This window comes from Paenibacillus glacialis (assembly GCF_001637205.1).
Lineage (GTDB): Bacteria > Bacillota > Bacilli > Paenibacillales > Paenibacillaceae > Paenibacillus_AQ > Paenibacillus_AQ glacialis.
This window is the reverse complement of record NZ_LVJH01000002.1, coordinates 290,600-311,180: the sequence shown is the minus strand read 5'-3', so window position 1 is coordinate 311,180 and position 20,581 is coordinate 290,600. Positions and strand designations below refer to the sequence as shown.

General features: G+C 40.9%; 19 protein-coding genes. 17 read left to right on the top strand and 2 right to left on the bottom strand.

The window, feature by feature from the left end; genetic code table 11:
- Window positions 1-129 precede the first annotated feature (129 nt).
- From PGLA_RS01890 to PGLA_RS01835, 12 genes are all read left to right on the top strand, one after another.
- Window positions 130-408: a hypothetical protein gene (locus PGLA_RS01890; RefSeq protein ID WP_068527861.1), complete on the top strand. Its 279-nt coding sequence runs from the start codon at window positions 130-132 to the stop codon at window positions 406-408.
- A gap of 118 nt (window positions 409-526) precedes the next feature.
- On the top strand, window positions 527-916 hold the full coding sequence (locus PGLA_RS01885; RefSeq protein ID WP_245699654.1) for a thiol-disulfide oxidoreductase DCC family protein: 390 nt from the start codon (window positions 527-529) through the stop codon (window positions 914-916).
- 520 nt (window positions 917-1,436) lie between these two features.
- Window positions 1,437-2,588 (top strand): nucleotide-binding protein, encoded by a 1,152-nt coding sequence (locus PGLA_RS01880; RefSeq protein WP_068527856.1) that lies wholly within the window; start codon window positions 1,437-1,439, stop codon window positions 2,586-2,588.
- Window positions 2,581-3,831: a TadA family conjugal transfer-associated ATPase gene (locus PGLA_RS01875; RefSeq protein ID WP_068527853.1), complete on the top strand. Its 1,251-nt coding sequence runs from the start codon at window positions 2,581-2,583 to the stop codon at window positions 3,829-3,831. Before PGLA_RS01880 ends, PGLA_RS01875 begins: the two co-directional genes overlap by 8 nt.
- 5 nt (window positions 3,832-3,836) lie before the next feature.
- Window positions 3,837-4,661: a type II secretion system F family protein gene (locus PGLA_RS01870; RefSeq protein WP_068528365.1), complete on the top strand. Its 825-nt coding sequence runs from the start codon at window positions 3,837-3,839 to the stop codon at window positions 4,659-4,661.
- 13 nt (window positions 4,662-4,674) lie between these two features.
- Entirely contained in the window at window positions 4,675-5,547 is an 873-nt protein-coding gene (locus PGLA_RS01865; protein WP_425415329.1) for a type II secretion system F family protein, read from the top strand.
- A gap of 13 nt (window positions 5,548-5,560) precedes the next feature.
- On the top strand, window positions 5,561-5,755 hold the full coding sequence (locus tag PGLA_RS01860; RefSeq protein WP_068527847.1) for a Flp1 family type IVb pilin: 195 nt from the start codon (window positions 5,561-5,563) through the stop codon (window positions 5,753-5,755).
- The gene (locus PGLA_RS01855; protein ID WP_068527844.1) at window positions 5,745-6,410 is read left to right on the top strand and encodes a TadE family protein; all 666 of its coding nucleotides are present in this window, start codon (window positions 5,745-5,747) and stop codon (window positions 6,408-6,410) included. The genes PGLA_RS01860 and PGLA_RS01855 overlap by 11 nt, the downstream gene beginning before the upstream one ends.
- Before the next feature lie 57 nt (window positions 6,411-6,467).
- The gene (locus PGLA_RS01850; RefSeq protein WP_068527841.1) at window positions 6,468-8,759 is read left to right on the top strand and encodes a TadE/TadG family type IV pilus assembly protein; all 2,292 of its coding nucleotides are present in this window, start codon (window positions 6,468-6,470) and stop codon (window positions 8,757-8,759) included.
- Window positions 8,728-9,702, top strand: a complete 975-nt coding sequence (locus tag PGLA_RS01845; protein ID WP_068527839.1) for a pilus assembly protein — start codon at window positions 8,728-8,730, stop codon at window positions 9,700-9,702. The genes PGLA_RS01850 and PGLA_RS01845 overlap by 32 nt, the downstream gene beginning before the upstream one ends.
- Before the next feature lie 30 nt (window positions 9,703-9,732).
- Window positions 9,733-10,245 carry an A24 family peptidase gene (locus tag PGLA_RS01840; protein ID WP_068527836.1) on the top strand — a complete coding sequence of 171 codons (513 nt, stop codon included), beginning with the start codon at window positions 9,733-9,735 and terminating at the stop codon, window positions 10,243-10,245.
- Between the two features lie 114 nt (window positions 10,246-10,359).
- A complete protein-coding gene (locus PGLA_RS01835; protein WP_068527834.1) occupies window positions 10,360-12,186 on the top strand; it encodes a DUF6382 domain-containing protein in 1,827 nt (608 codons plus the stop codon).
- Here PGLA_RS01835 and PGLA_RS01830 read toward each other — a convergent pair.
- Complete coding sequence (locus tag PGLA_RS01830) at window positions 12,171-13,064, bottom strand: TIGR01777 family oxidoreductase (RefSeq protein ID WP_068527831.1); 894 nt, start codon at window positions 13,062-13,064, stop codon at window positions 12,171-12,173. The genes PGLA_RS01835 and PGLA_RS01830 overlap by 16 nt on opposite strands.
- 178 nt (window positions 13,065-13,242) lie before the next feature.
- Window positions 13,243-13,713 carry a DUF2621 domain-containing protein gene (locus tag PGLA_RS01825; protein WP_068527828.1) on the bottom strand — a complete coding sequence of 157 codons (471 nt, stop codon included), beginning with the start codon at window positions 13,711-13,713 and terminating at the stop codon, window positions 13,243-13,245.
- A 226-nt stretch (window positions 13,714-13,939) separates the two neighbouring features.
- Between PGLA_RS01825 and PGLA_RS01820 the strand changes: the two genes are divergently transcribed.
- The 5 genes from PGLA_RS01820 (at window position 13,940) to PGLA_RS01800 (ending at window position 20,576) form a co-directional block, all read left to right on the top strand.
- Window positions 13,940-15,064, top strand: a complete 1,125-nt coding sequence (locus PGLA_RS01820) for a deoxyribonuclease IV (RefSeq protein ID WP_068527826.1) — start codon at window positions 13,940-13,942, stop codon at window positions 15,062-15,064.
- A gap of 48 nt (window positions 15,065-15,112) precedes the next feature.
- Window positions 15,113-16,009, top strand: coding sequence for a formyltetrahydrofolate deformylase (purU, locus tag PGLA_RS01815; RefSeq protein WP_068527823.1), 897 nt, complete (start codon window positions 15,113-15,115; stop codon window positions 16,007-16,009).
- Window positions 16,010-16,339: 330 nt separating this feature from the next.
- Window positions 16,340-18,712 carry a DUF7408 domain-containing protein gene (locus tag PGLA_RS01810; protein WP_068527821.1) on the top strand — a complete coding sequence of 791 codons (2,373 nt, stop codon included), beginning with the start codon at window positions 16,340-16,342 and terminating at the stop codon, window positions 18,710-18,712.
- On the top strand, window positions 18,709-19,638 hold the full coding sequence (locus tag PGLA_RS01805) for an ABC transporter ATP-binding protein (RefSeq protein ID WP_068527819.1): 930 nt from the start codon (window positions 18,709-18,711) through the stop codon (window positions 19,636-19,638). The genes PGLA_RS01810 and PGLA_RS01805 overlap by 4 nt, the downstream gene beginning before the upstream one ends.
- Complete coding sequence (locus PGLA_RS01800; RefSeq protein ID WP_068527815.1) at window positions 19,635-20,576, top strand: ABC transporter permease; 942 nt, start codon at window positions 19,635-19,637, stop codon at window positions 20,574-20,576. The genes PGLA_RS01805 and PGLA_RS01800 overlap by 4 nt, the downstream gene beginning before the upstream one ends.
- Window positions 20,577-20,581: the final 5 nt, after the last annotated feature.

The following is a 20,581-nucleotide window of genomic DNA, read 5'->3' as shown; positions in this document are numbered from 1 at the left end:
TCACCCGTATAGCGGTAGTGGTATAATAAATTGACATCAAGTTGAAAATTCATTAAAATGTCTAAGTACTTGTTGGATGAGCATTCTTTAGATTTTGTTAGCAAATTTAATATAAAATGGGTGATACTGATGTCTTACAGACCAATAATTTCGAACGTGGAAGAAGCCAGTAACAATGAGAAAGATGGATTGTATGAATTCATCATCTATTTGGCAGACGGAACAGAGTGCCGCACGTTTTATAACCGTTATCCAGAATGGAAAATGACCAACATCAGCAGACTGCTAAAAACACCTTGTCCTATATGTCGCAAAGACTTCATTTGCAAATGTATGGAGAACTTTGGTGGCGTTCTACAGCAGCAGATCACTGATAACGAATGGCTTGAAAAGGCTATTGCGAAGTAAATTGTACGAATAGTAAGAAAGCGTGGGAACATATCCTACGCTTTTTTCTTTGTGTTAGAAGAAATGCGAGGTTGGTGCGTGGTATAATAAGGTGTAATGAAGAGAGGTGGGAATGGGTATGGTTGTATTGATCGATGGTGTTTGTAATTTATGCCAGAGCGCCACGAGGTTTATAATCCGACATGATCCTACTGGAAGATTTCACTTTGCTTCCTTACAGTCGAACACAGGAAAGATGTTACTAGCTAAAAGTGGACTGTCCACAGAAGTCATGAATACAATCGTGTTAATTGAAAATGGTAAATATTATACGAAATCAACAGCGGCCTTACGTATATCTAGACACTTGAAATTTCCATGGCCACTTATATATGCTCTCATTATTGTTCCGAAATTTATAAGAGATGTTGCTTACAGGTATATTGCTAGACATCGGTATCGGTGGTTCGGTAAATCCGATCAATGTATGTTACCATCGCCGGAGCTTAGGGATAGGTTTCTAGAATGATGTGGGGGAATCAGTTAAGTGAAATATATTGGCTTAATTATCGTGGGGGTTATGGTAATCGTTGTACTGCGCTTGCTGTTCATAGCTCCTCGTAGATCTCGGATCGAGTGCAAATGTCATTGATTTTGTGAAAATAAAGAATAATAAACAAAGAATGCAGAAATGTACCTATTGCAAACAGGTCGGTAAAATTACTTTCTACGCAAGTCACAATGGGACTGTAGTTGGTGTATGTAAGGCTTGTAAACCGAAAGTGAATTCCGAAGATATGCTACCCATATAACCTGATGAAGGGACTATGGAGATATGTGCTTGTTAATGGGATAATGGGACGCTGATGTTTGAGTTGGACATCAGTTGGAGTATGTAAGATAATAAATTGTTCTTGCTGACTGGAATAATCTGTGATATTCTATCTGTAAATTAATAGCTCGTAAACGGAAGCACCGTTTAACAACCGCGTCATTGCGGCTGTTGAACGGTGCTTTTTGGTGTTTCATTGGAAGGAGATTGACTACTTATGATTCCTGCTAAGTTAGTGCTGGCTGTACAGGAAAGTGAATATATAGAGCCTTTACTTCGTTATGTCCACAGTAGTGAGTATGGTGAGAAACTGAGGGTTATCGCTTTTACTGAAGTAGATAAATTTCTACAGTACATGAATGGAAATGAAAGACCGGAAGTCGTAGTAGCGGAAGTGGTATTTCTGACTCCTTGGTTGAAGCAAGGTGAACAGACGGTAACATGGATCGCCCTAGATGAACTAGGACAAAGTTCATTGAAGGGTCCTGTTCTTGCGAAATATCAGCCGCTTCCTCAATTGCTTGATGCTATTCTTGATTTGTCTGTAAGTCAGGTGCGGGTAGCACCCTCTCGATTCTTGGGTAAGACGGCAATGATTGGATTGTTATCTGCCGTAGGAGGAAGTGGAAAGACGACAACGGCATTAAATATGGCTAAGCAGTTAGGTGCTAGTGGCCTTTCGGTATTCTATCTTAACTTGGAGACGATGAATAGTAGTGCTGTCTTTCCAAGGCAGATCAGAAGTAGAGAAAATGGACAAGCTCTTTCTCGTCTTCTTTACGAGTTGAAAGCGGCACAAGAATTGAAAGATTATTCGTCTATTTCCATTGCATCTTATGTTGTTTCACATGAAGGAATTAAGGCGGATATATTCCTACCACTGACTAACATTAAGGAATGGCTTCAGATGAGTAAGAACGATGTCTGTCAACTGATGCAGTTAATTGCAGAGGGAGGACAATATGATGTCATTATCGCGGATACAGATACTGGAGCAGGAGAACGGTGCGAAGCTGTTATGGAAACTTGTGAGAGTCTAGTATGGATATTACTTGATGATGTGATCAGTATGTACAAGAGCGGACAATGGCTTTCTTTTATAGAGAAGAGTAACCCGTCTTTATTCGGTGACATGATGCAAAAGAGTCGATTTATATTGAATCGTTATGTTGGAAGTCTGACGAATACACTGCCAAGCCATATCGTACGTATTGATGGTGTTCTACCCTATATTCCTTCGTGGAAGCAAGTGTGTCATGAGGAGATACTATTGAGTTCGCCGATCTTTCAAAGAGATATTCTGAATCTATGTAGAGATGTAGTGGGAGATCTCTTACCTACTACTGTCGGGGGGCAATCGCGTGGATGAAGATATGTTCAAAGTTATTCGAAGTGCGATTCGATCGGGTCTAGATGTGACAGCAGCAGTCGATGATATCGAATTAATGAAATATATCGAAAGAACAGTATTTGATAGAGGGGAACTACAGGATTTAACTGCGCTTGAGAAACGTACACTTATTCGTCGTATTTATGACTCGTTCCGCGGGCTAGATGTTCTACAACCTTTGGTGGACAATCCATCCATCACGGAAATTATGATCAACAGTCATCAAGATATATTCATTGAACAAGAGGGAGAAGTAAAACGTCTTACTCAGCAATTCGAGTCACAGAACCGCTTAGAGGATATTATTCAGACGATCGTGGCAGGGGTGAATCGTGTAGTCAATGAATCATCTCCGATTGTGGATGCAAGGTTGAAAGACGGATCACGTGTCAATATTGTTCTTCCACCCATTGCTCTGAAGGGTCCTACGATGACGATTCGTAAATTCCCAGAGTCACCGATGACGATGAAGGATTTAGTGAGGCGGGGTGCATTAACTGAAGAAGCGGCTCTCTTTCTTCAAAGATTGGTAGTAGGGAAATATAACGTATTCATCAGTGGAGGGACAGGATCAGGGAAGACAACGTTTCTTAACGCGTTATCACAGTTCATACCAGTTGATGAACGTGTGATTACGATAGAGGATTCGGCAGAGCTACAGATTGTAACTGTTCCTAATCTAGTCTCACTGGAGACACGAAATGCCAATACGGAGGGAAGGGGAGAAGTCACGATTCGCGATCTGATTCGGTCATCTTTACGGATGCGTCCGAATCGGATTGTGGTCGGAGAGGTCAGGGGTAGTGAGGCTCTAGATATGTTACAGGCAATGAATACTGGGCACGATGGAAGTCTTTCTACGGGGCATGCCAACAGCACTAAAGATATGATTAGCCGGCTTGAAACGATGGTACTCAGTGGAGCGAACCTCCCCATTCTAGTCGTTCGCCAGCAGATTAGTTCTGCTATCGATATTTTAGTACATCTATCTAGGTTACGTGATCGTTCAAGGCGAGTTACGGAAATTAGTGAAGTACTGGGGATGGAGAACGGAGAGGTAGAAGTGAGTCCGCTCTTTCGATTTAAGGAAGTAGGGGAAGAGGATGGCCGAATTGTTGGAGGATTGGAGTTCTGTGGTTCCATGAGACATGTCGATAAGCTAAAGATGGCGGGTCTCGATGATGTACTTGTGGTGCCGGTTGAGGAGGTGAAGCGTGAGTGAAGATAATGAATAAAGAGAAGGTGAAGACGACCAGAATCAACAAGAGAGGAGGTAAGGGAGTAGATGGGGGGAATCAGTTGGGACCCTCTCTTCCCGACTATAGTATCTATGAACTGAGTACGGTCGAAAGAGTCACGTGTATCGTTATTGGAGGGTTCCTTTTCTATGGAATAGGATATTTGTTCTATCATCAATGGATTGTTTCTCTCCTGATAGCCTGTAACGCTTGGTTTGTTCCGAGATACTGGAGAACACATATGTTGAACCGTCGTCGTGCTGCGATGAATCTTCATTTCAAACAGGCCCTCTTCTCGTTATCTTCCTCACTTTCTGCAGGGCGTTCAGTAGAGAATGGATTTAGGGAAGCTGTTCAGGATTTACGAATGTTAGATCCAGAGGCCGAGAATGATCTAATTATGGAATTGAATATTATTTGTGCCCGGTTAGAGTATGGTGAGCCCATTGAGGAAGCATTACAGGATTTCAGCCGACGAGCAGTTATGGAAGATATCACGAACTTCGCTGATGTATTCACGACATGTAAAAGAACTGGTGGAGACCTAGTAGAAGTGGTACGCCGCACATCCACTATTATTGGTGAGAAACTTGATATTCAACAGGAAATTTCGGTTATGATTGCTCAGAAAAAATTCGAATCTAAGGCAATTCTTGTAGCGCCGATCCTGATGATATTGTTCATGAACTTATCATCGCCTGATTATATGTTACCGATGTACAGCGGTATTGGATTCATTATTTCCACACTCTCTCTGGCGGTGTTAGGGGCTTGTACCATATGGATAAGCAAGATTATGAACATCAAATTGTAGGAGAGGGATGGCTATGATTATCCTATACGTCGTGATGCTACTTCTGCTAGTGGGATGTTGGGTGATGCTGAACTGGCGAAGCGATGAGAAGTATCGGAGGCTTAGCAAGCTACCTATGGAAGGTCTACGCCTTAGTAAGGTGGTAGTGCCGATGTTGGTTATTTTGGACAAGTCAAAGATAACGACAAGGTTTCCGTTTTTCTTCTATAAAGTTCAGCGTTCCATTCAGAAAATTCACGGCATGAGATACAGTGGCGAGATGACATTGCTCTATTTAGGAGAAATGATGTGTTACAGCTGGCTCCTACTATGCTCTGGCTGTGTTCTTTCTATAGGGTTGGGCGAGAAGACAGGATTCATATTAGGTGGTGCTTTAGCAGTCCTTTTACCTGTAGCGATGGTGAAGGATCTGTATAGCAAGGTTCAAATTCGGGACCAAGATATATTGATGGAGCTTCCAGAACTGCTTAACAAAATCGTGTTACTCGTAGGCGCAGGTGAAACGGTACAAAAAGCGATAACGCATTGTGTAGAACGAAAGAAAGAACAGCACGATCATCCCTTGTATAAAGAGTTTAATCGGATGATTCAGGATTGGGACAGCGGGTACTCTTTCCAACAGGCTTTTGAAAGTTTTAGTAAGCGATGTGCATTACAAGAGGTTTCCATATTCACGACTACCATTCTGTTGAATTTCAGGCGTGGAGGCAACGATTTTGTATTGGCACTACGTGATCTATCACGAACATTATGGGAGAGTCGCAAAATGATCACGCGTACTCGTGGTGAGCAAGCGTCTTCCAAGTTGGTATTTCCAATGGTCGTTATTTTTATGGTGGTCGTAGTTCTGGTTGGTACACCCGCAATGATGATGATGAATATGTAGGAGGAGTGTTGATATGTTAACGATTGCTTGGGGAAAAGTGAAGGGATTTTGGCAGGAAGAAGAAGGGCTTGGCATGCTGGAGATGATCTTGATCATCGCAGCAATTGTGGTAATAGCTGTGATCTTTAGGAAACAACTGGGCCTCATTGTTGAAAGCTTATTGAAAAAGGTAGGTGCAAAAAGCGAAAACTTTATCGATGAAAAATAAACTTAAAGGTAACGAGGGAAGTTTCACGCTTGAAGCTTCCCTCGTTATGCCTATTGTGCTGATGGTGACGATTATTCTCATGTTCTTCTGCATGTACATTTACCAACAGTCTATATTACAACAAGTTGCTTCGGCTGCGGCTGAGAGGTCGGCTTATAGCTGGGATAACAGTCATAAAGAAGTGTCTAATGGAGCTTTTTCTAAAGGACAGTATGATTCATTGTATTGGCGGCTTACAGATGATCAGATGCTTAGTACCATGTTTGGTTGGGCCGGGGCTGAGAATAAACAATCGATTTCTCTACCCGGATCCGAGAATTCAGGATCGCTTCCTGCTACTAAATTGTCCAAAGTAAGTATGCTTGTGACAGGGAATATGCAAGGTGAGATTTCGTATCAGAACAATCTACTTCTTCGTAAAGTGAGTACTGATTTAGAACAACTTATTAACTTACCTCCTTTAGATCAGATACTTTCGGGAGGATCTAAGATAGATGCGAATGCACAGTCTGTCGTTGTTGAACCTGTTGAATTTATACGAATGGTTGATTTGATGAGATATTATGCTGCTAAATTCAAAGGATCTGGGGGGAGTTCGACTAATCCGGGTAATGCAGGTGAAGTCTTGAAGAAGTACGGATCAAAAAGTAAATAAACCCTTATTGTAAGGCATCAGTTTATTTCTAATTTATAGAGGGAAGGGGGAGAAAGGGTGTTCAGAAAATGGTATACAGACCAGAGGGGTTCAGTAACTATTTTTCTTATCTTGATCTTAGCTATTGTGTTTACTTTCGTAGCTTTATTCATTGACTACGCACGGATTGCTGCAATGAAGGTTCAGAGTGAGCGCTTAGTACACTCCGCAGTTCGTTCTGTGATGTCTGCCTATGAACCAGAATTACAGCAGGAATACGGTTTGTTCGCTTATGGAGAGAGTGATGGTAATCAGATCATGTCTGGGGTTCTGAATGGTAGTATGGATCATGGTGATCGAGGTGATGCCTTTTCAATACTTCCTCTTGAATTAGATACGTCTTCGCTACAGATGGAGAGGATGCTTGGGGAATATGAAATATTTAATCGCCAAATTGGGGAAGAAATGAAATATAAAGCTCCCATTGACTTCACGCTAGAAATTGTTAATAAATTCAAACCGTTATCTCAATCCATGAAGGAAGCATCTAATACGGTGGATGTACTTAAAAAGCTGCAGAAGCTTTATGACAAACGGGAAGATGCATTAGATGAGATGCTTGGTAAGCAGAAAAAGGCGGCGCAGAGCGTAGACAATATAGCTAGCCTGATCATGGAGCAGGCTACTACTCACATATCCAATGAGTCATTGGGTGGCGGCATTCATTCTGGAAAGGATATAGCTGCGCAGTATGATGACCACGTTGAAAAGGCGAATGAGCTTGAACGCCTAATTGCGGAGAGGCAGGCAAAGAGTTGGATAGAACTAAATGAGGGTGACTTCGATGCGGAAGATGCCTTAATTGATTCATATAGAGATTTGATTAATGGTTATCTTCAAGGTTCTTCTAGTTTATTATCTACTGTTTCTGATCATCAGAACTCATCGCGTGCAGATCACAAAAAGATGTTACCTGAAGCACTAGCATTATGGGAAGAAGCGTACGAGATGAATGAACAAATGAAACGAGTGATTGCGGAGTCTGAGAACCGGTCCCAAAGCGACGGATACGATCAGGTATCTCGTGAAAATAATCCGGGAAGTACTGAGGAACTAAGTAGTGAGGATTCAGAAACGATACGACAGATTAGAGGGCAGGCGGAGAAATTACTGTTACCGGAAATATTATTACAAGATTTTAAAAAACAGATTGAGGTTCAGACCAATCATTATCAGACTTTAGATGCTCAAATCACATCTTTTAGTTCTGCCATGAGTGGAGCCTTAGGCACGTCGTCAAGTAGTAGTCACATGAAATCTGCAGCAATTGAGACGCGAGTTAAGGTAGATGATTACTTGCGGAGGTATTCTATTTCGGGTTCAGGAAACATTCTCGATGAGGAATTAAGAAAATTGGAGGAGAACCGTTCTTCTGATAAAGAGCGTAAGGCAACTGAGAAGAAAGCTAAGGCCAAGTTGAAGGATGCTGCCAATATCCTAAATAAGATAAATGAATTGAGCGATAAGGCAGGAGGATACATGGAAGAGTATCGTACACTTCAACAATATTACGATGAGAGCATCGCCTTTAATAAGCAATCTGCCGGAGATGCCTATCAAGGAGCTCAACTGGATAATGATCCTTATGACGCTGGTGCATCCGCGATGGATAATATGGATGGTTTGTATGGTTCAATGGGTGGAATGACGGCTGGCTTACAAGATGAATTTTACCAAAATGAGTATGCATCGCTCTATTTTCATCATTTTGATATTACACGTTTGGGCAATATCGTTAGTAACCCTGATAGTTCCATAGGGGATGATTTAGTAGAACAGCTTAGTATCCATAATCAGGAATTGGAATACATTTTATATGGATTTCATAATCCGGTTGGTAACGTATCAGCTGCTTATGCAGAAATATTTGGGACGAGGTTAGCGATACGGACGATGGAAGGGTTAGTGAAGAGTAGCAAACTTGGAAATCCCTTATTAATTCTAGCTGCGGCCTTGTTGTATGGGATTGAGATGGCGATTGTAGATATGATTCAACTGTGCCAAAAGGGATCGATAGAGTTGTCCGCGTACTTAAAAGTGGAGATGACTTACCGTGATTACTTGAGAGTATTTCTATTTATTCATAGTAATAATGATAAAAAAATGTCTCGTATGCTTTCACTGATTCGTTTTAATACTGGTATTAACCCAGCTGAGAGGGCGACTTATTCTTCTGGAGAAGTTCGGATCGGTATGAAATTATGGTTTCTCCCGGGCATCATGAAAATGTTCGGCTCGGCTACGAATAGTGAAGATGAAGTGGAAGGAAACCGTTATTATGCTATCAAAAAAGCGGATTATTCCTATTAATAGAAACAATAAAGAACAAGGTAGCATGGTTCTTGAGGCTGCATTAGTGTTTCCATTCTTTATTTTTTTCATTGTTTTTCTAATTTATATTATTCAAATGACATTGATCTCAACCTCACTTCAAAGCACTGTGTCCGATACTGTAAAGATGGTCTCTTCTCATATGTATCCTATTGCATTAGTAGTGAAGAAAGAAACGCCATTAGAGGAGATTAAGGACTCTCAGTTAACAGGGAATTGGATCATACCTAAGTTGTCTGTGACGGATTGGGCATCCCAGTATAGCAGTTCTCTTCCAGCTCCTCTTAGTCAATGGATAATGGATGCTGCTGCGAAGGGTGATGAGCCGTTACAGCAAATAAAGAACTCTGCATCGGAAGTTGTACTCGATCCTGTGGTCAAGCCATTGCTAAAGCCGTTCATTCAGAGTGAATTCTTAAACGTGGATCGAATTCATGTGTCCAATATTTATCTTCCAGATATGAAGACTAGAAGCAATCCGTATTTCGGTATTGAACTTAGTTATGAACTACCGATAAAAGTCCCTTTTATTAATAAAAAGATTGTGATTCAAGCAAAGGCGCAAGAACGTCTATGGATCGGAGACACGTCGGAAGGTACGGTAGGAGAAGGTGGTAAAGGTGAAGATGAGACCTCCACATCTATTGAGGTCCTAGAGAAGCCTAATCCAGCTATTGTCGGAAAGAAAACAAAGGTTAGGGTGAAAGTGGCTCCTAATAGTAGGGCACAACTATCTGTATTTTATAAAAGTGGTGCGAGTACCGCGAAGTATCTGGGATGGAGTCAGGCAGATGCGGAAGGTTACATCGAGTGGGAATGGTTTGTCGGAACGAATACGACGCCTGGGACATGGCCATTTGTTATTACGGCAGAGGACGGACAACGAGTTGAAGTCACGTTTACCGTAGTTGATCTGAGATGATCATTCACAGGGATAGGAGGAGAAAGAAGCATGGAGATTGCTTTTGCTGGATGTGGGATACTCGTAGTTACAGCCTTCGTTACTGATATTAAATCGATGAAGATTCCGAACATGCTGACAATCCCGGCTATGATATGCGGATTGTTATACCATTTAATTGATTCTGGTTGGAGTGGAGTGATGTTCGCTGGGAAGGGCTTACTAGTCGGATTTGGCATTCTTCTAGTTATGTATTGGATGGGAGCTGTCGGAGCAGGTGATGTCAAACTTTTCGGTGGGATTGGTGCATGGACAGGAACATTATTCACCATTCAGACCTTATTGTATTCGATACTATTCGCAGGACTTATTGGAATTGTCATTCTGTTATGGCGTAGAGAGACACTCGTTCGTCTTCGGAAGGTGTTCCGTGGAATCGTAGGATTATTTGTTCTAAAGGATACCTTGTTACTGAAGATAGCAAGCAAGGAGCAAGTTCGTTTTCCGTTTATGATTGCAGTTGTTCCAGGCATTATATGTGCGTATTTATATAGGCTGAACTAAAGTTTGCGCTCCCCAGATCAATCATTTGATAAAGCGAATCAAGAATTTGAGGGTTCGTCTTTAGTTCAATCAATCTATTTATTTGCGGTACCCTATTAGAGAGAGGTGAATATATTGTTTGGATTAACGCGAGATTTCATCCAAAGTGGTGGCAATTATATGATTCTGAGTAGTCCTGAGGGCATTCCTTCATCTGAATTAAGTAGAGTCCAGACCAGCATGATCTCTGCGGCCAAAATTCCTCATCTTTTGCCTCTTACTATGAAAGAATTAGATTTCAAAGTAAGTCTCCAATATGATATTACCAATACAAAAATGCTTACTCACTCGCTTAAAAGTGATAAATTAACGCTGGACGAATACTACGGTCTATTGCTGCAAATTGTAAGTGCGCTAGACGACAGTAAATTATATATGTTAGATCAAGATCAATACATACTTCAGGAAGATTATATATTTATGGAGGGCCCTCTCCATTCGGGTACGCTATATCTGACCTATATACCTATTCAATCTATGAAGAATTCGACAACGATCCAGTCTTCTCTACACCATCTGATAACAAGGCTTATGACCTCTGTGTCTGAATTGCAAGGTAATGGGATACAAACGCTTCTTCAATATGTGAGTGTTGAAGAATTTACGTTGACTGGATTGAAAGGTCTGCTTCTGAATCTAATGGCCGGAGCAGGGCAAAGCTTACACTCTCAGCATGTTCACAATAATATACATCAATCAGATTTACATCAAACTAATATACATCAACATAATATTGAACTACCTCAGATCTTTCAAACTAATTCCATTTCTAGTTCCGTCCCCAAATCGATCCCACGCGCAACAGAACCGGAACGAAAAGTGAGATTATCTGCAGATTCGCAAGATATGTCTGATCATCACCCAGCAGTTCCAAGAAAGCGAGAACCAATAATAAAGACTCCTGCGAAGACTTCATTTGATAAAGAGCACACATGGATGAATGATTATCATGAGGATGATATGGCAGATGGAGATGAAGAACATAAGTCATCCCCAACGAAGACCTATGTAGCTTTAAGTTGCTTAGTTACTTGTGCTGTTGCATGGAGATTCCTCTATATGTCTCATCCAGGAACAGTCATGCTAAGTGTTTGTATCCTCGTTACGGCTGTCCTTGGAGCTATTGCATGGTTAGGATGGAAGGGTAAGCTAGGTCTACCTAGGAAGAGAGTAGATTCTTTAACAGAATCAGTTCCCTTATTTGATTCAGGAAGATTAGATGACACTCATCGTAAACGTGGTTCCTCGTTTCAAGTAGAGAGATTAACAGGATTTTTTGGAGGATCATCTAAGGAGAAAGAACTTGAACCTTCCGAGAAGAGATGGGTGTTTCCGGATAACCCTACACCAGAACGTACTCAAGCAGACTGGGGAATAATGAACAGGGAATCAGCCGCAACCTCAATGAATGATGAAGAGGAACAAGGAGATTATTATGCTCAATTGGGACACAAAACGGAAATGTTAACTTCCCCTAGAGTCAATGCAACAGTTCTATTGAAGCCGGAGAATAACACATCCCAAGATGTACAATTCACATCGTATAAGTCATATCCCTATCTAGAACGCAGAGAAATAGGACAAGGAATTCAGAAAGGCTTACACCGTGGGAACTCAGCTCAGAGTGAGCTTGCGGCGACTCCAATTGTACTGAATCTTCCTCACTTCATTATTGGAAGAGCGGCTGATGTTGCCCAGTTTGTTGAAGAAACACCTGGGACCTCAAGAGCCCACGTAGAGCTCTCTAAAGGGAGCGGGGGATATGTCATTAAAGACTTAGGTTCGAAGAATGGTACATTACTGAACAAGGAACCTATGGTCTCCTACAAAGAGTATCCCCTTCATGATGGAGATACATTTACGATCATTAAAGGAGAGTATACGTATCACTTAAGATCCTGAAGAGCTTCCTTGATTCCAGGATAAGTGAATAGAAATCCGTGCTCAAGAGCTTTACTTGGTAGGACGCGTTGTCCCTCTAATAGGATAAGTGATAACTCGCCTACAATTCCTTTTAAGAGGAAGCTCGGAAGGGGGAACCAATAGGGCCGATGATGTACTGCAGCGATGGCTCTACCGAACTGATCGTTCGTGACAGGTTGTGGCGTAGCTGCATTGACAGGTCCTTCGATATTTGGGTTGAGGATGCAGAACTCAATTAACCTCACCATATCCGTGATATGAATCCATGACATCCACTGCTGACCACTGCCAATTCTTCCGCCTACGCCAAGCTTGAAAGGAAGCCTCATCATCGGATAAGCCCCACCGTCGTTTCCAAGTACCACACTGATCCTTAATTTCACTAATCGAACATCTTGAATGCTATCAGCTGCATCTTCCCATTGTTGGACAACGCCTGAGGGAAAGTCCATTACGTATGATTGGGAAGTCTCTTCGAATGTTTCTTCTAATGAGGTTCCGTAGATCGCAACGGCTGAAGCCTGAATGACAACAGCGGGTTTATTCTTTAAGTGTGAGACTAATTTACTGAGCGATGAGACAGTTGTTAGCCGAGACTCCATAATCCTTTGTTTACCCTTTTTCGTCCACCTCTGACTCAAAGATGCTCCCGCGAGATTCACAAGTGCGTCCAAGTTCTCTAGTGACTCAGGATGATGATCTAATTGGTCCCAAGTGATGTAATTCAGGTGTTCGTGTGTAGTTGTGTTAGGGGGAATCCTTCGAGTAATGATGATGATGTGATGTCCTTGTGCAATCCAATGCTCAATTAATGATTGTCCAATAAAGCCTGTTCCCCCACTTATAGCAATCTTCATGATCATATACTCCTTTGTTTTATAAATTTATGACGGAAAGCTAAAAGCAATATGTAAAAGGTTATCATTTCATCATATCTTACACGTTCTATCTGTACAAAAAGACCACACAGTCGAAATGAATCATTTCAATGGTGTGGTCTTATAGGTATAAGCAGTCTTATGTAATCGTATGATATTATCTGTTTAGAAGATGTTCATAGGGCTTATAATCAATCTCATTCTTTGTCAGGAACTTCATCAGGAACTTATTGTCTCGCTTAGGTGTAGCAACAATGTATCCTTGAATACAGTGATCTTTCGTGACTTCAGTTGCCTTACTTTCAATAGCAATCTTACCAATCTCAGCTGCGATGGAATGTTTGGCTATATCTCGAAATGCCGTGGGTACCGGACTAACCAACATGTCCAAGAAAGCCTTCGATTCGTCATTCCATAATGGGCGGCTCAGTTCCACCCAATAATTTTGCCAATCTAGCTTGGATTTACCATCTGCTTTGGGAAGCACTTTGAGAAACTTACGAAACATGAAGAATCCCCCGATACACATTGCTCCGACCATAATAATTGTCCAGAAAGCAATCGAGTTCATAAACCATCTGCTAGGAGTATTAGTTAAGAGTAAATTGGCCACTATTGTGGTATACATATATGTTCACCTCAATGATATTAATCATTATTTCAATCGGTAGATTGAAAATATAAGAAAGTATAAGTTTTTCCTCGATACTTTATCCGTATATTTTCTGACAGAAACGGTTTTGGTCCTTAAATTAGGACGGCACAGTCGTTTCTTCTTGATTATAACGCATTTCTAGATTTTTTTCGATATTCAAGTTAATATAAAGGTTATTCGTGATAAAGGGGGATGCAACATGTTAAAAATTGGTTCCCATGTGTCTTTTTCGGACAAGGGTCTGTTAAGTGCAGCTAAAGAAGCAAATACCTATGGATCTAATTCGTTTATGATATATACTGGCGCACCACAGAATACGCGCCGTAAGCCGATCGATTCCATGTATCTTGAAGAAGGTAATGAACTAATGCTGAAGAACGGCGTCGAAGAAATCGTTGTTCATGCACCTTACATTGTTAATTTAGGATCGTACAAGGCCAATACATATGAGCTTGCGATTAGCTTCCTGCAGGAAGAGATTCGCCGTACTCACGCTATTGGTGTGAAGAATATTGTGTTACATCCGGGTGCATATACAGATATGGATGCTGATTACGGAATCCAGCGTATTGCTGACGGATTGAATGATGTGTTAGAAGGCACGAATGAGACAGATGTTAATATTGCATTAGAGACAATGGCTGGAAAAGGTACAGAAATTGGACGTACTTTCGAGGAATTAGCTCGGATTATTGATAAAGTAAAACATAATGAACGTCTAACGATATGTGTGGATACATGTCATATTCATGATGCAGGATACGATATCGTCGGTGACTTAGATGGTGTTCTTGAAGAATTTGACCGTATCATTGGATTATCTCGAATTGGCGTTATCCATTTAAATGATAGCAAGAACCCACGTGGCGCAGGTAAGGATCGTCATACACCTCTAGGTAGTGGATTTATTGGATTCGATACGATTAATCGCGTGGTACATCATGAACGGTTGCAAGGGTTACCTTTTATTCTGGAGACGCCTTGGATTGGGAAAGATGTCAAAACGCAACGGCCGATGTATGAAGTTGAAATTGCTCTACTTCGTGGCAATGTAGCTGAAAGATTTGGGATTGAATTTCTAAGTCAGGTAGAAGAACTTCATTCATACTTCGCAACACAAGAGATGGATCCGAGGGTATTTGTACTAGATATTTGGAATTTGCTGAAGAATGATGCTAAGGCCAAAAAAGCAGATCCACGAGAGCCGTTAGAACGTTTATATGACATGGTTCTAGAAGCAAACTTGTTCCCTGATCTTAGTGAAGAAGGAATGAACCAACGTATCATCGCATGTTTAGCAGGCCGGGAGATCTTTACAAAATAATATCTTGATAAGAAACGTGAAATTGGAGAGAGTGAGGTCTGAAATTAAATGGAAGTACACACAAAGAGTGTATCCTTATCGGAGAACCCATACAAAGAACGTGCACGAATGCTTATTTCATGTCCAGATGGACCAGGAATTGTAGCTGCTGTGTCTCATTTCTTACATCAACATGGAGCTAATATTGTCCAATCGGATCAGTACACGATGGATCCTGCTGGAGGCATGTTCTTCATGCGTATCGAATTCGATCTTGTTGAACTGGAGCAGAAGTTACCTGGACTGGAAGAGCAGTTCAAAGAGGTAGCTTCCAAGTTCGAGATGAATTGGCGAATTCACAACGTGAATCGCAAGAAGAAGATGGCGATCTTTGTATCTAAGGAGGATCATTGTCTAGTTGAACTTATTTGGCAGTGGCAAGCCGGAGATCTGGATGGGGAAATCGCGATGGTCGTTAGTAATCATCCTGATATGAAGGAATATGTTGAATCCTTCGGTATTCCATACCATATCATTCCAGTAACTGCAGATACGAAGAAGGAAGCGGAATTGCGACAGCTAGAAGTGGTAGGCAATGATATAGATGTCATTATTCTTGCTCGATATATGCAGATCATCTCACCTACGTTTATTCAACACTATCGCAATCGGATTATTAATATACACCATTCTTTCCTTCCTGCTTTTGTGGGAGGTAAACCGTACGCTCAAGCGTATCAACGGGGTGTCAAAATCATTGGAGCAACTGCGCATTATGTGACAGAGGAACTTGATGGTGGACCGATTATTGAGCAGGACGTACAACGCGTTAGTCATCGTGATGATGTGAGAGAGTTGAAGAGAATTGGTCGGACCATTGAGCGTGTAGTTCTAGCTAGAGCTGTGAAATGGCATATTGAAGATCGAATCTTGGTCCATGAGAATAAAACGGTTGTGTTTAATTAAGATAGTCGCTGTTCAACAAGAAACCCGCTTAACTGGAGCGGGTTTTTTTATGGTTCTCGCGTTAGCAGCGTAAACGCTCTAACTAGATATATTGAACTAAAGTTTGTGCTCACAAGTTCAAGCATTTCTAAAGAAATTCATGAATATGAGGGTCCGCCTTTAGTTCAATCTATATAGATGACGAAGCTACCACTACATGGTTAAAATACAAATATGTAAGTATAAAGAAATTTGTTTCATAGAATTCATTTTTGGAAAAATGTAAACTATTTGTTCACTCATCACGTCAATAAGAAGAGAAATATTGTTTGAGAGAGGGGAAGTTGAATTTTGTCTGTTAATAGTAGGTACATTAAAATGTTGATTCTGCCCATATTAGGGCTGACGTTGCTTTTGCAAGCGTTGATTATTCCAAGTGCTGTTTATGCGGCAGATGGACCTTCCATCACCATAAAGACGGATCTTGGTTACAACGGAAGGATAAAGGCTAGCAAGTGGAATCCAGTTAAAATCACTTTAACAAGTGATACCGATGTTTCTGGAGATATTGTTATTCAGAACACTGATAATTATATGGGTTCCGCATCCATCGTACAGCATGTAGAGCTAACTAAGAACACGGCCAAAGAAGTTATTGTTGGAATTCCAGGAGTGGTATATGACAAGAATAGAAACCAAATTAGATTTTATAAAGATTCGGTTAAAGAGGGGAAATATATTCCGTTCTCATCAGGTAAATCTTATATCGAGGGCGTACCTGAGAATGGTGCAATCATTGGGGTGTTATCAGATGATCCAGATACGATGATATTCATGAATGTACTTCGTGGTGGAGGGTACGACCTTAATATCGTTAAGATGCAAGCGGCAGGTATTCCAGAAGATCCAATGTTACTTGATGGTCTAGATGTTCTAGTCATAAACCGATTTGCATCTGACACCCTTAGTAAGACACAGATCAGCGCAATATCTGGATGGGTAAAGTCTGGAGGTACGATGGTTCTTGCAGGCGGAGCTGGATATCCTAAGACGGCGGCTGCATTCGCCGATTTATCTCCTGTTCAATATGAGGGGACTTTTTCCGTATCGTCACTTCCAGAGCTAGCTTCACTTGGAGGTAAACCTCTTAACTTAGAGGGGGACTTCACGTTATCAAATGCACAACCGCTAGAAGATAGTGAAGTCTTGTATCGGGCAGAGAATAAGCCATTAATCGTTTCACGTCAAATTGAGCAAGGTAACGTCCTCTATGCAGCATATGATCTAACGATGGCACCTATTTCTTCTTGGAATGGACATCCGAAAGTATGGTCACATCTCCTGAAAAATGATCTCCCGCTAAATAATCAAAATAGGATGTTTCCAGATAACCAACTAAATAATCTCGGATATATTCTAAATTATTTCCCTTCTCTCAAAATGCCTGGATTCAGTGGATTAGTATGGATGTTAATGATTTATGTTGTTGTGGTTGCACCCGTACTTTATTGGATACTGAGAAAAGTAGATAGGCGAGAATGGGCTTGGTGGATCATACCGCTGATAGCAATCATTGCGAGTGCAACAGTGTACACCGTGGGTTCATCAGATAAGACAAAGGAGCTTGCTCACACGTTAAATATACTTGAATTGAACGGAAGAGGTAGCTCGACAACGACGAGTGCTACGGCATTTTTCACACCGAGTAGTGGGGATTATACCTTAGAGTTTCCTAAGAATACACACATAAGACTGCAACGAGAAAGTGGATTATTAGGGTCTAGTGGAGTGGATAATAGCTTTATAGAAGTGGGTAGTCAAGAAACAAAGGTTGATCTATTAAATATGCCACAATGGTCACTTGCAAAAATGTGGGCACAACAAACTGATAATCGGCAGGTTGGACAATTGAATGTTACTTTATCTCTGAATGACCAAGGAAATGTTGAAGGAAAGGTTATTAATGAAACGACGAGTGACTTGACCAAAGTCGTACTGGTGGTAGGAGCGAAAGTGTATGAACTTGGAGATATAGCTAAGAACAAGCAGAGTGATATCCTTACAACCACAAGCGGGAAGAACCTGAATTTAATGGGAGGGAATATCGGCTCTCTTCTATATCCTTATACGAACACCAATAACGGCAATAATTTTAATCGTGAACGAGAATTATTAATGAATTATGTACCTTACACCTCTTGGTATGAAAAAGGTTCATACATTCTTGCGTGGAGTAATGATCCTATCTTGACTTATACGCATGAGGGTAAAGCGATTTCTAGTAATCAATTGAACTTATGGGCGCAGCCTGTAATGATTGATTTGATTCAAAGTGGCACGATCAATATTCCTTTTGGTTATATCAGTCCAAACATGACACAAGTGAATGCAGGTATGTGGAATCAAGATCCTAACGGAATGATCAATATGTCTCAGGGAGTAGCTACATTCGAATACGAATTACCTAAGCTAGAAAAAGATGCGGTATATGAAGAACTGACTTTACGAGGAACGAATGTTGGACAGAATACAGAATTCAAAATTTGGAATGAGAAGAAGTTAGATTGGGAAGTTGTGGTTTGGCAAAGTAATGGATATACGATTAATACGAATGTAGAACAATATGCAATGAATGGGAAAATGCTGAGATTAACGGTATCTGCCAAAGACCAGACTTCATTTACTCTCCCGGATTTAAGACTGAAAGGAAAGGTGAAACCATGATTGAAATCTCAAATCTTAGCAAACGATATGGCAATTTTGATGCATTGAAGGATATCAATCTCACTATTTCTAAAGGAACAGTATTCGGCTTTGTAGGTCCAAACGGTGCTGGTAAATCAACTACGATGTCAATTTTAGCGACTTTGGTGCTTCCAAGTTCAGGAACAGCAAGAGTAGGTGGTTATGAAGTGACTGAGTATCCTAAGGAAGTTAGGAAGAAAATCGGATATATGCCGGATTTCTTTGGTGTATACGATCAATTAAAGACGATAGAATATCTACATTTCTATGGGGCTAGTTATAATATCCCCCGCAGTGAACGAGAGAAGCTGATTCCTCAATTGTTAGACTTAGTGAACTTGAGTGATAAGAGTGACAGCTATGTAGATAGCCTCTCTAGAGGAATGAAGCAACGTCTTTGCCTAGCACGATGTTTAGTACATGATCCCGAAGTACTGATTCTTGATGAACCGGCCTCAGGTCTTGACCCACGTGCACGTATTGAGATGCGGGAAATACTGAAGGAACTGAAGTTAATGGGCAAAACGATTATTATTTCCTCGCATATCCTGCCAGAGCTTGCAGAAATGGTGGATGAGATCGGGGTCATAGAACATGGGGTGATGGTAGCCCAAGGAAAAGTATCAGATATTCAAAATCGGCTACGTGTTAAGAAGATATTGCATATTCGTACCATGGAAAGACAAGAAGAGTTAACTGCATTTCTTCGCGATGAAGCTTTTGTAAGTGGAGTGCTTAGTGATAATACCGGTGTACATGTTCATTTCAGTGGAGGGGAAGAAGAACAGGCCAGCTTGCTTCAACAAATGATATCTTTAGGTTATCCAGTTCTTTCTTTCAATGAAGCTCAGACCAACTTAGAAGATGTATTCTTAGAGATTACAAAAGGGGGACTGGGACAATGAACTGGAGTAGAAAATGGATAAATCCCGTACTTGATAAAGAGTTTAGGCTTCGGATGCGAACTCCCCGCGCGATGTTATCTGTCATGTTATATATACTTGCTTTGGGATTTATAGCTATGGGATTCATCTATATGACAATGTACTTAAATAACAATAATGGTGGGACGCAACAATTTAACTCAGGTATGAGTCAGATGATGTTCTACGTGCTTAGTTTCTCCCAATTGTTAATGATAGCTTTCATGGCACCCGCACTGACGGCGGGAGTTATTAGTAGTGAACGTGAGAAGCAGACCTTAAGTATGTTACTAACAACACAACAGAGCTCTATGACGATTATTTTAAGTAAGTTGTTGTCTTCGTTAAGCTTTATGGCTTTGATTGTGATTGCAACCTTACCAGTGTATAGCATCGTATTCTTATATGGCGGTATTTCGCCAAGGCAGATCATATCATTATTCTTATTTTATTTATTCATCATGTTATTGTTAGGGTCTCTTGGAGTCATGTTCTCGACCATATTTAAACGAACAATTATTTCTATCATTGTTACTTATAGCGTGGGTATATTTATTTTTCTGATTACAGGACTTCTATATCTGTTCTTATCGAGTATGTGGCAACAAATATACAGTGGAGCAATAACACCACCGTCGTTTTCTTGGGTAGGATTTATATTAGGGTTGAATCCGGCGGGAGCGATGTTAAGTCTATTCGAGCCTGAGATATCTAAATCAGTATTTCATATGAACGGATCATCCATGAATACAGATGCTCCAATACAACTATGGGTAGAATTCGCACTTGTATATACGGTTGTTATTATCGGCTCTTTATGGATTAGTATTCGTTCGATTCGGCCTGTTCGGAGACGGAAGAAGCATAAGATTATGTCCCAAGAAAAGATTATGGAGCCAAGTGATAACATTATTAATTAACTAAT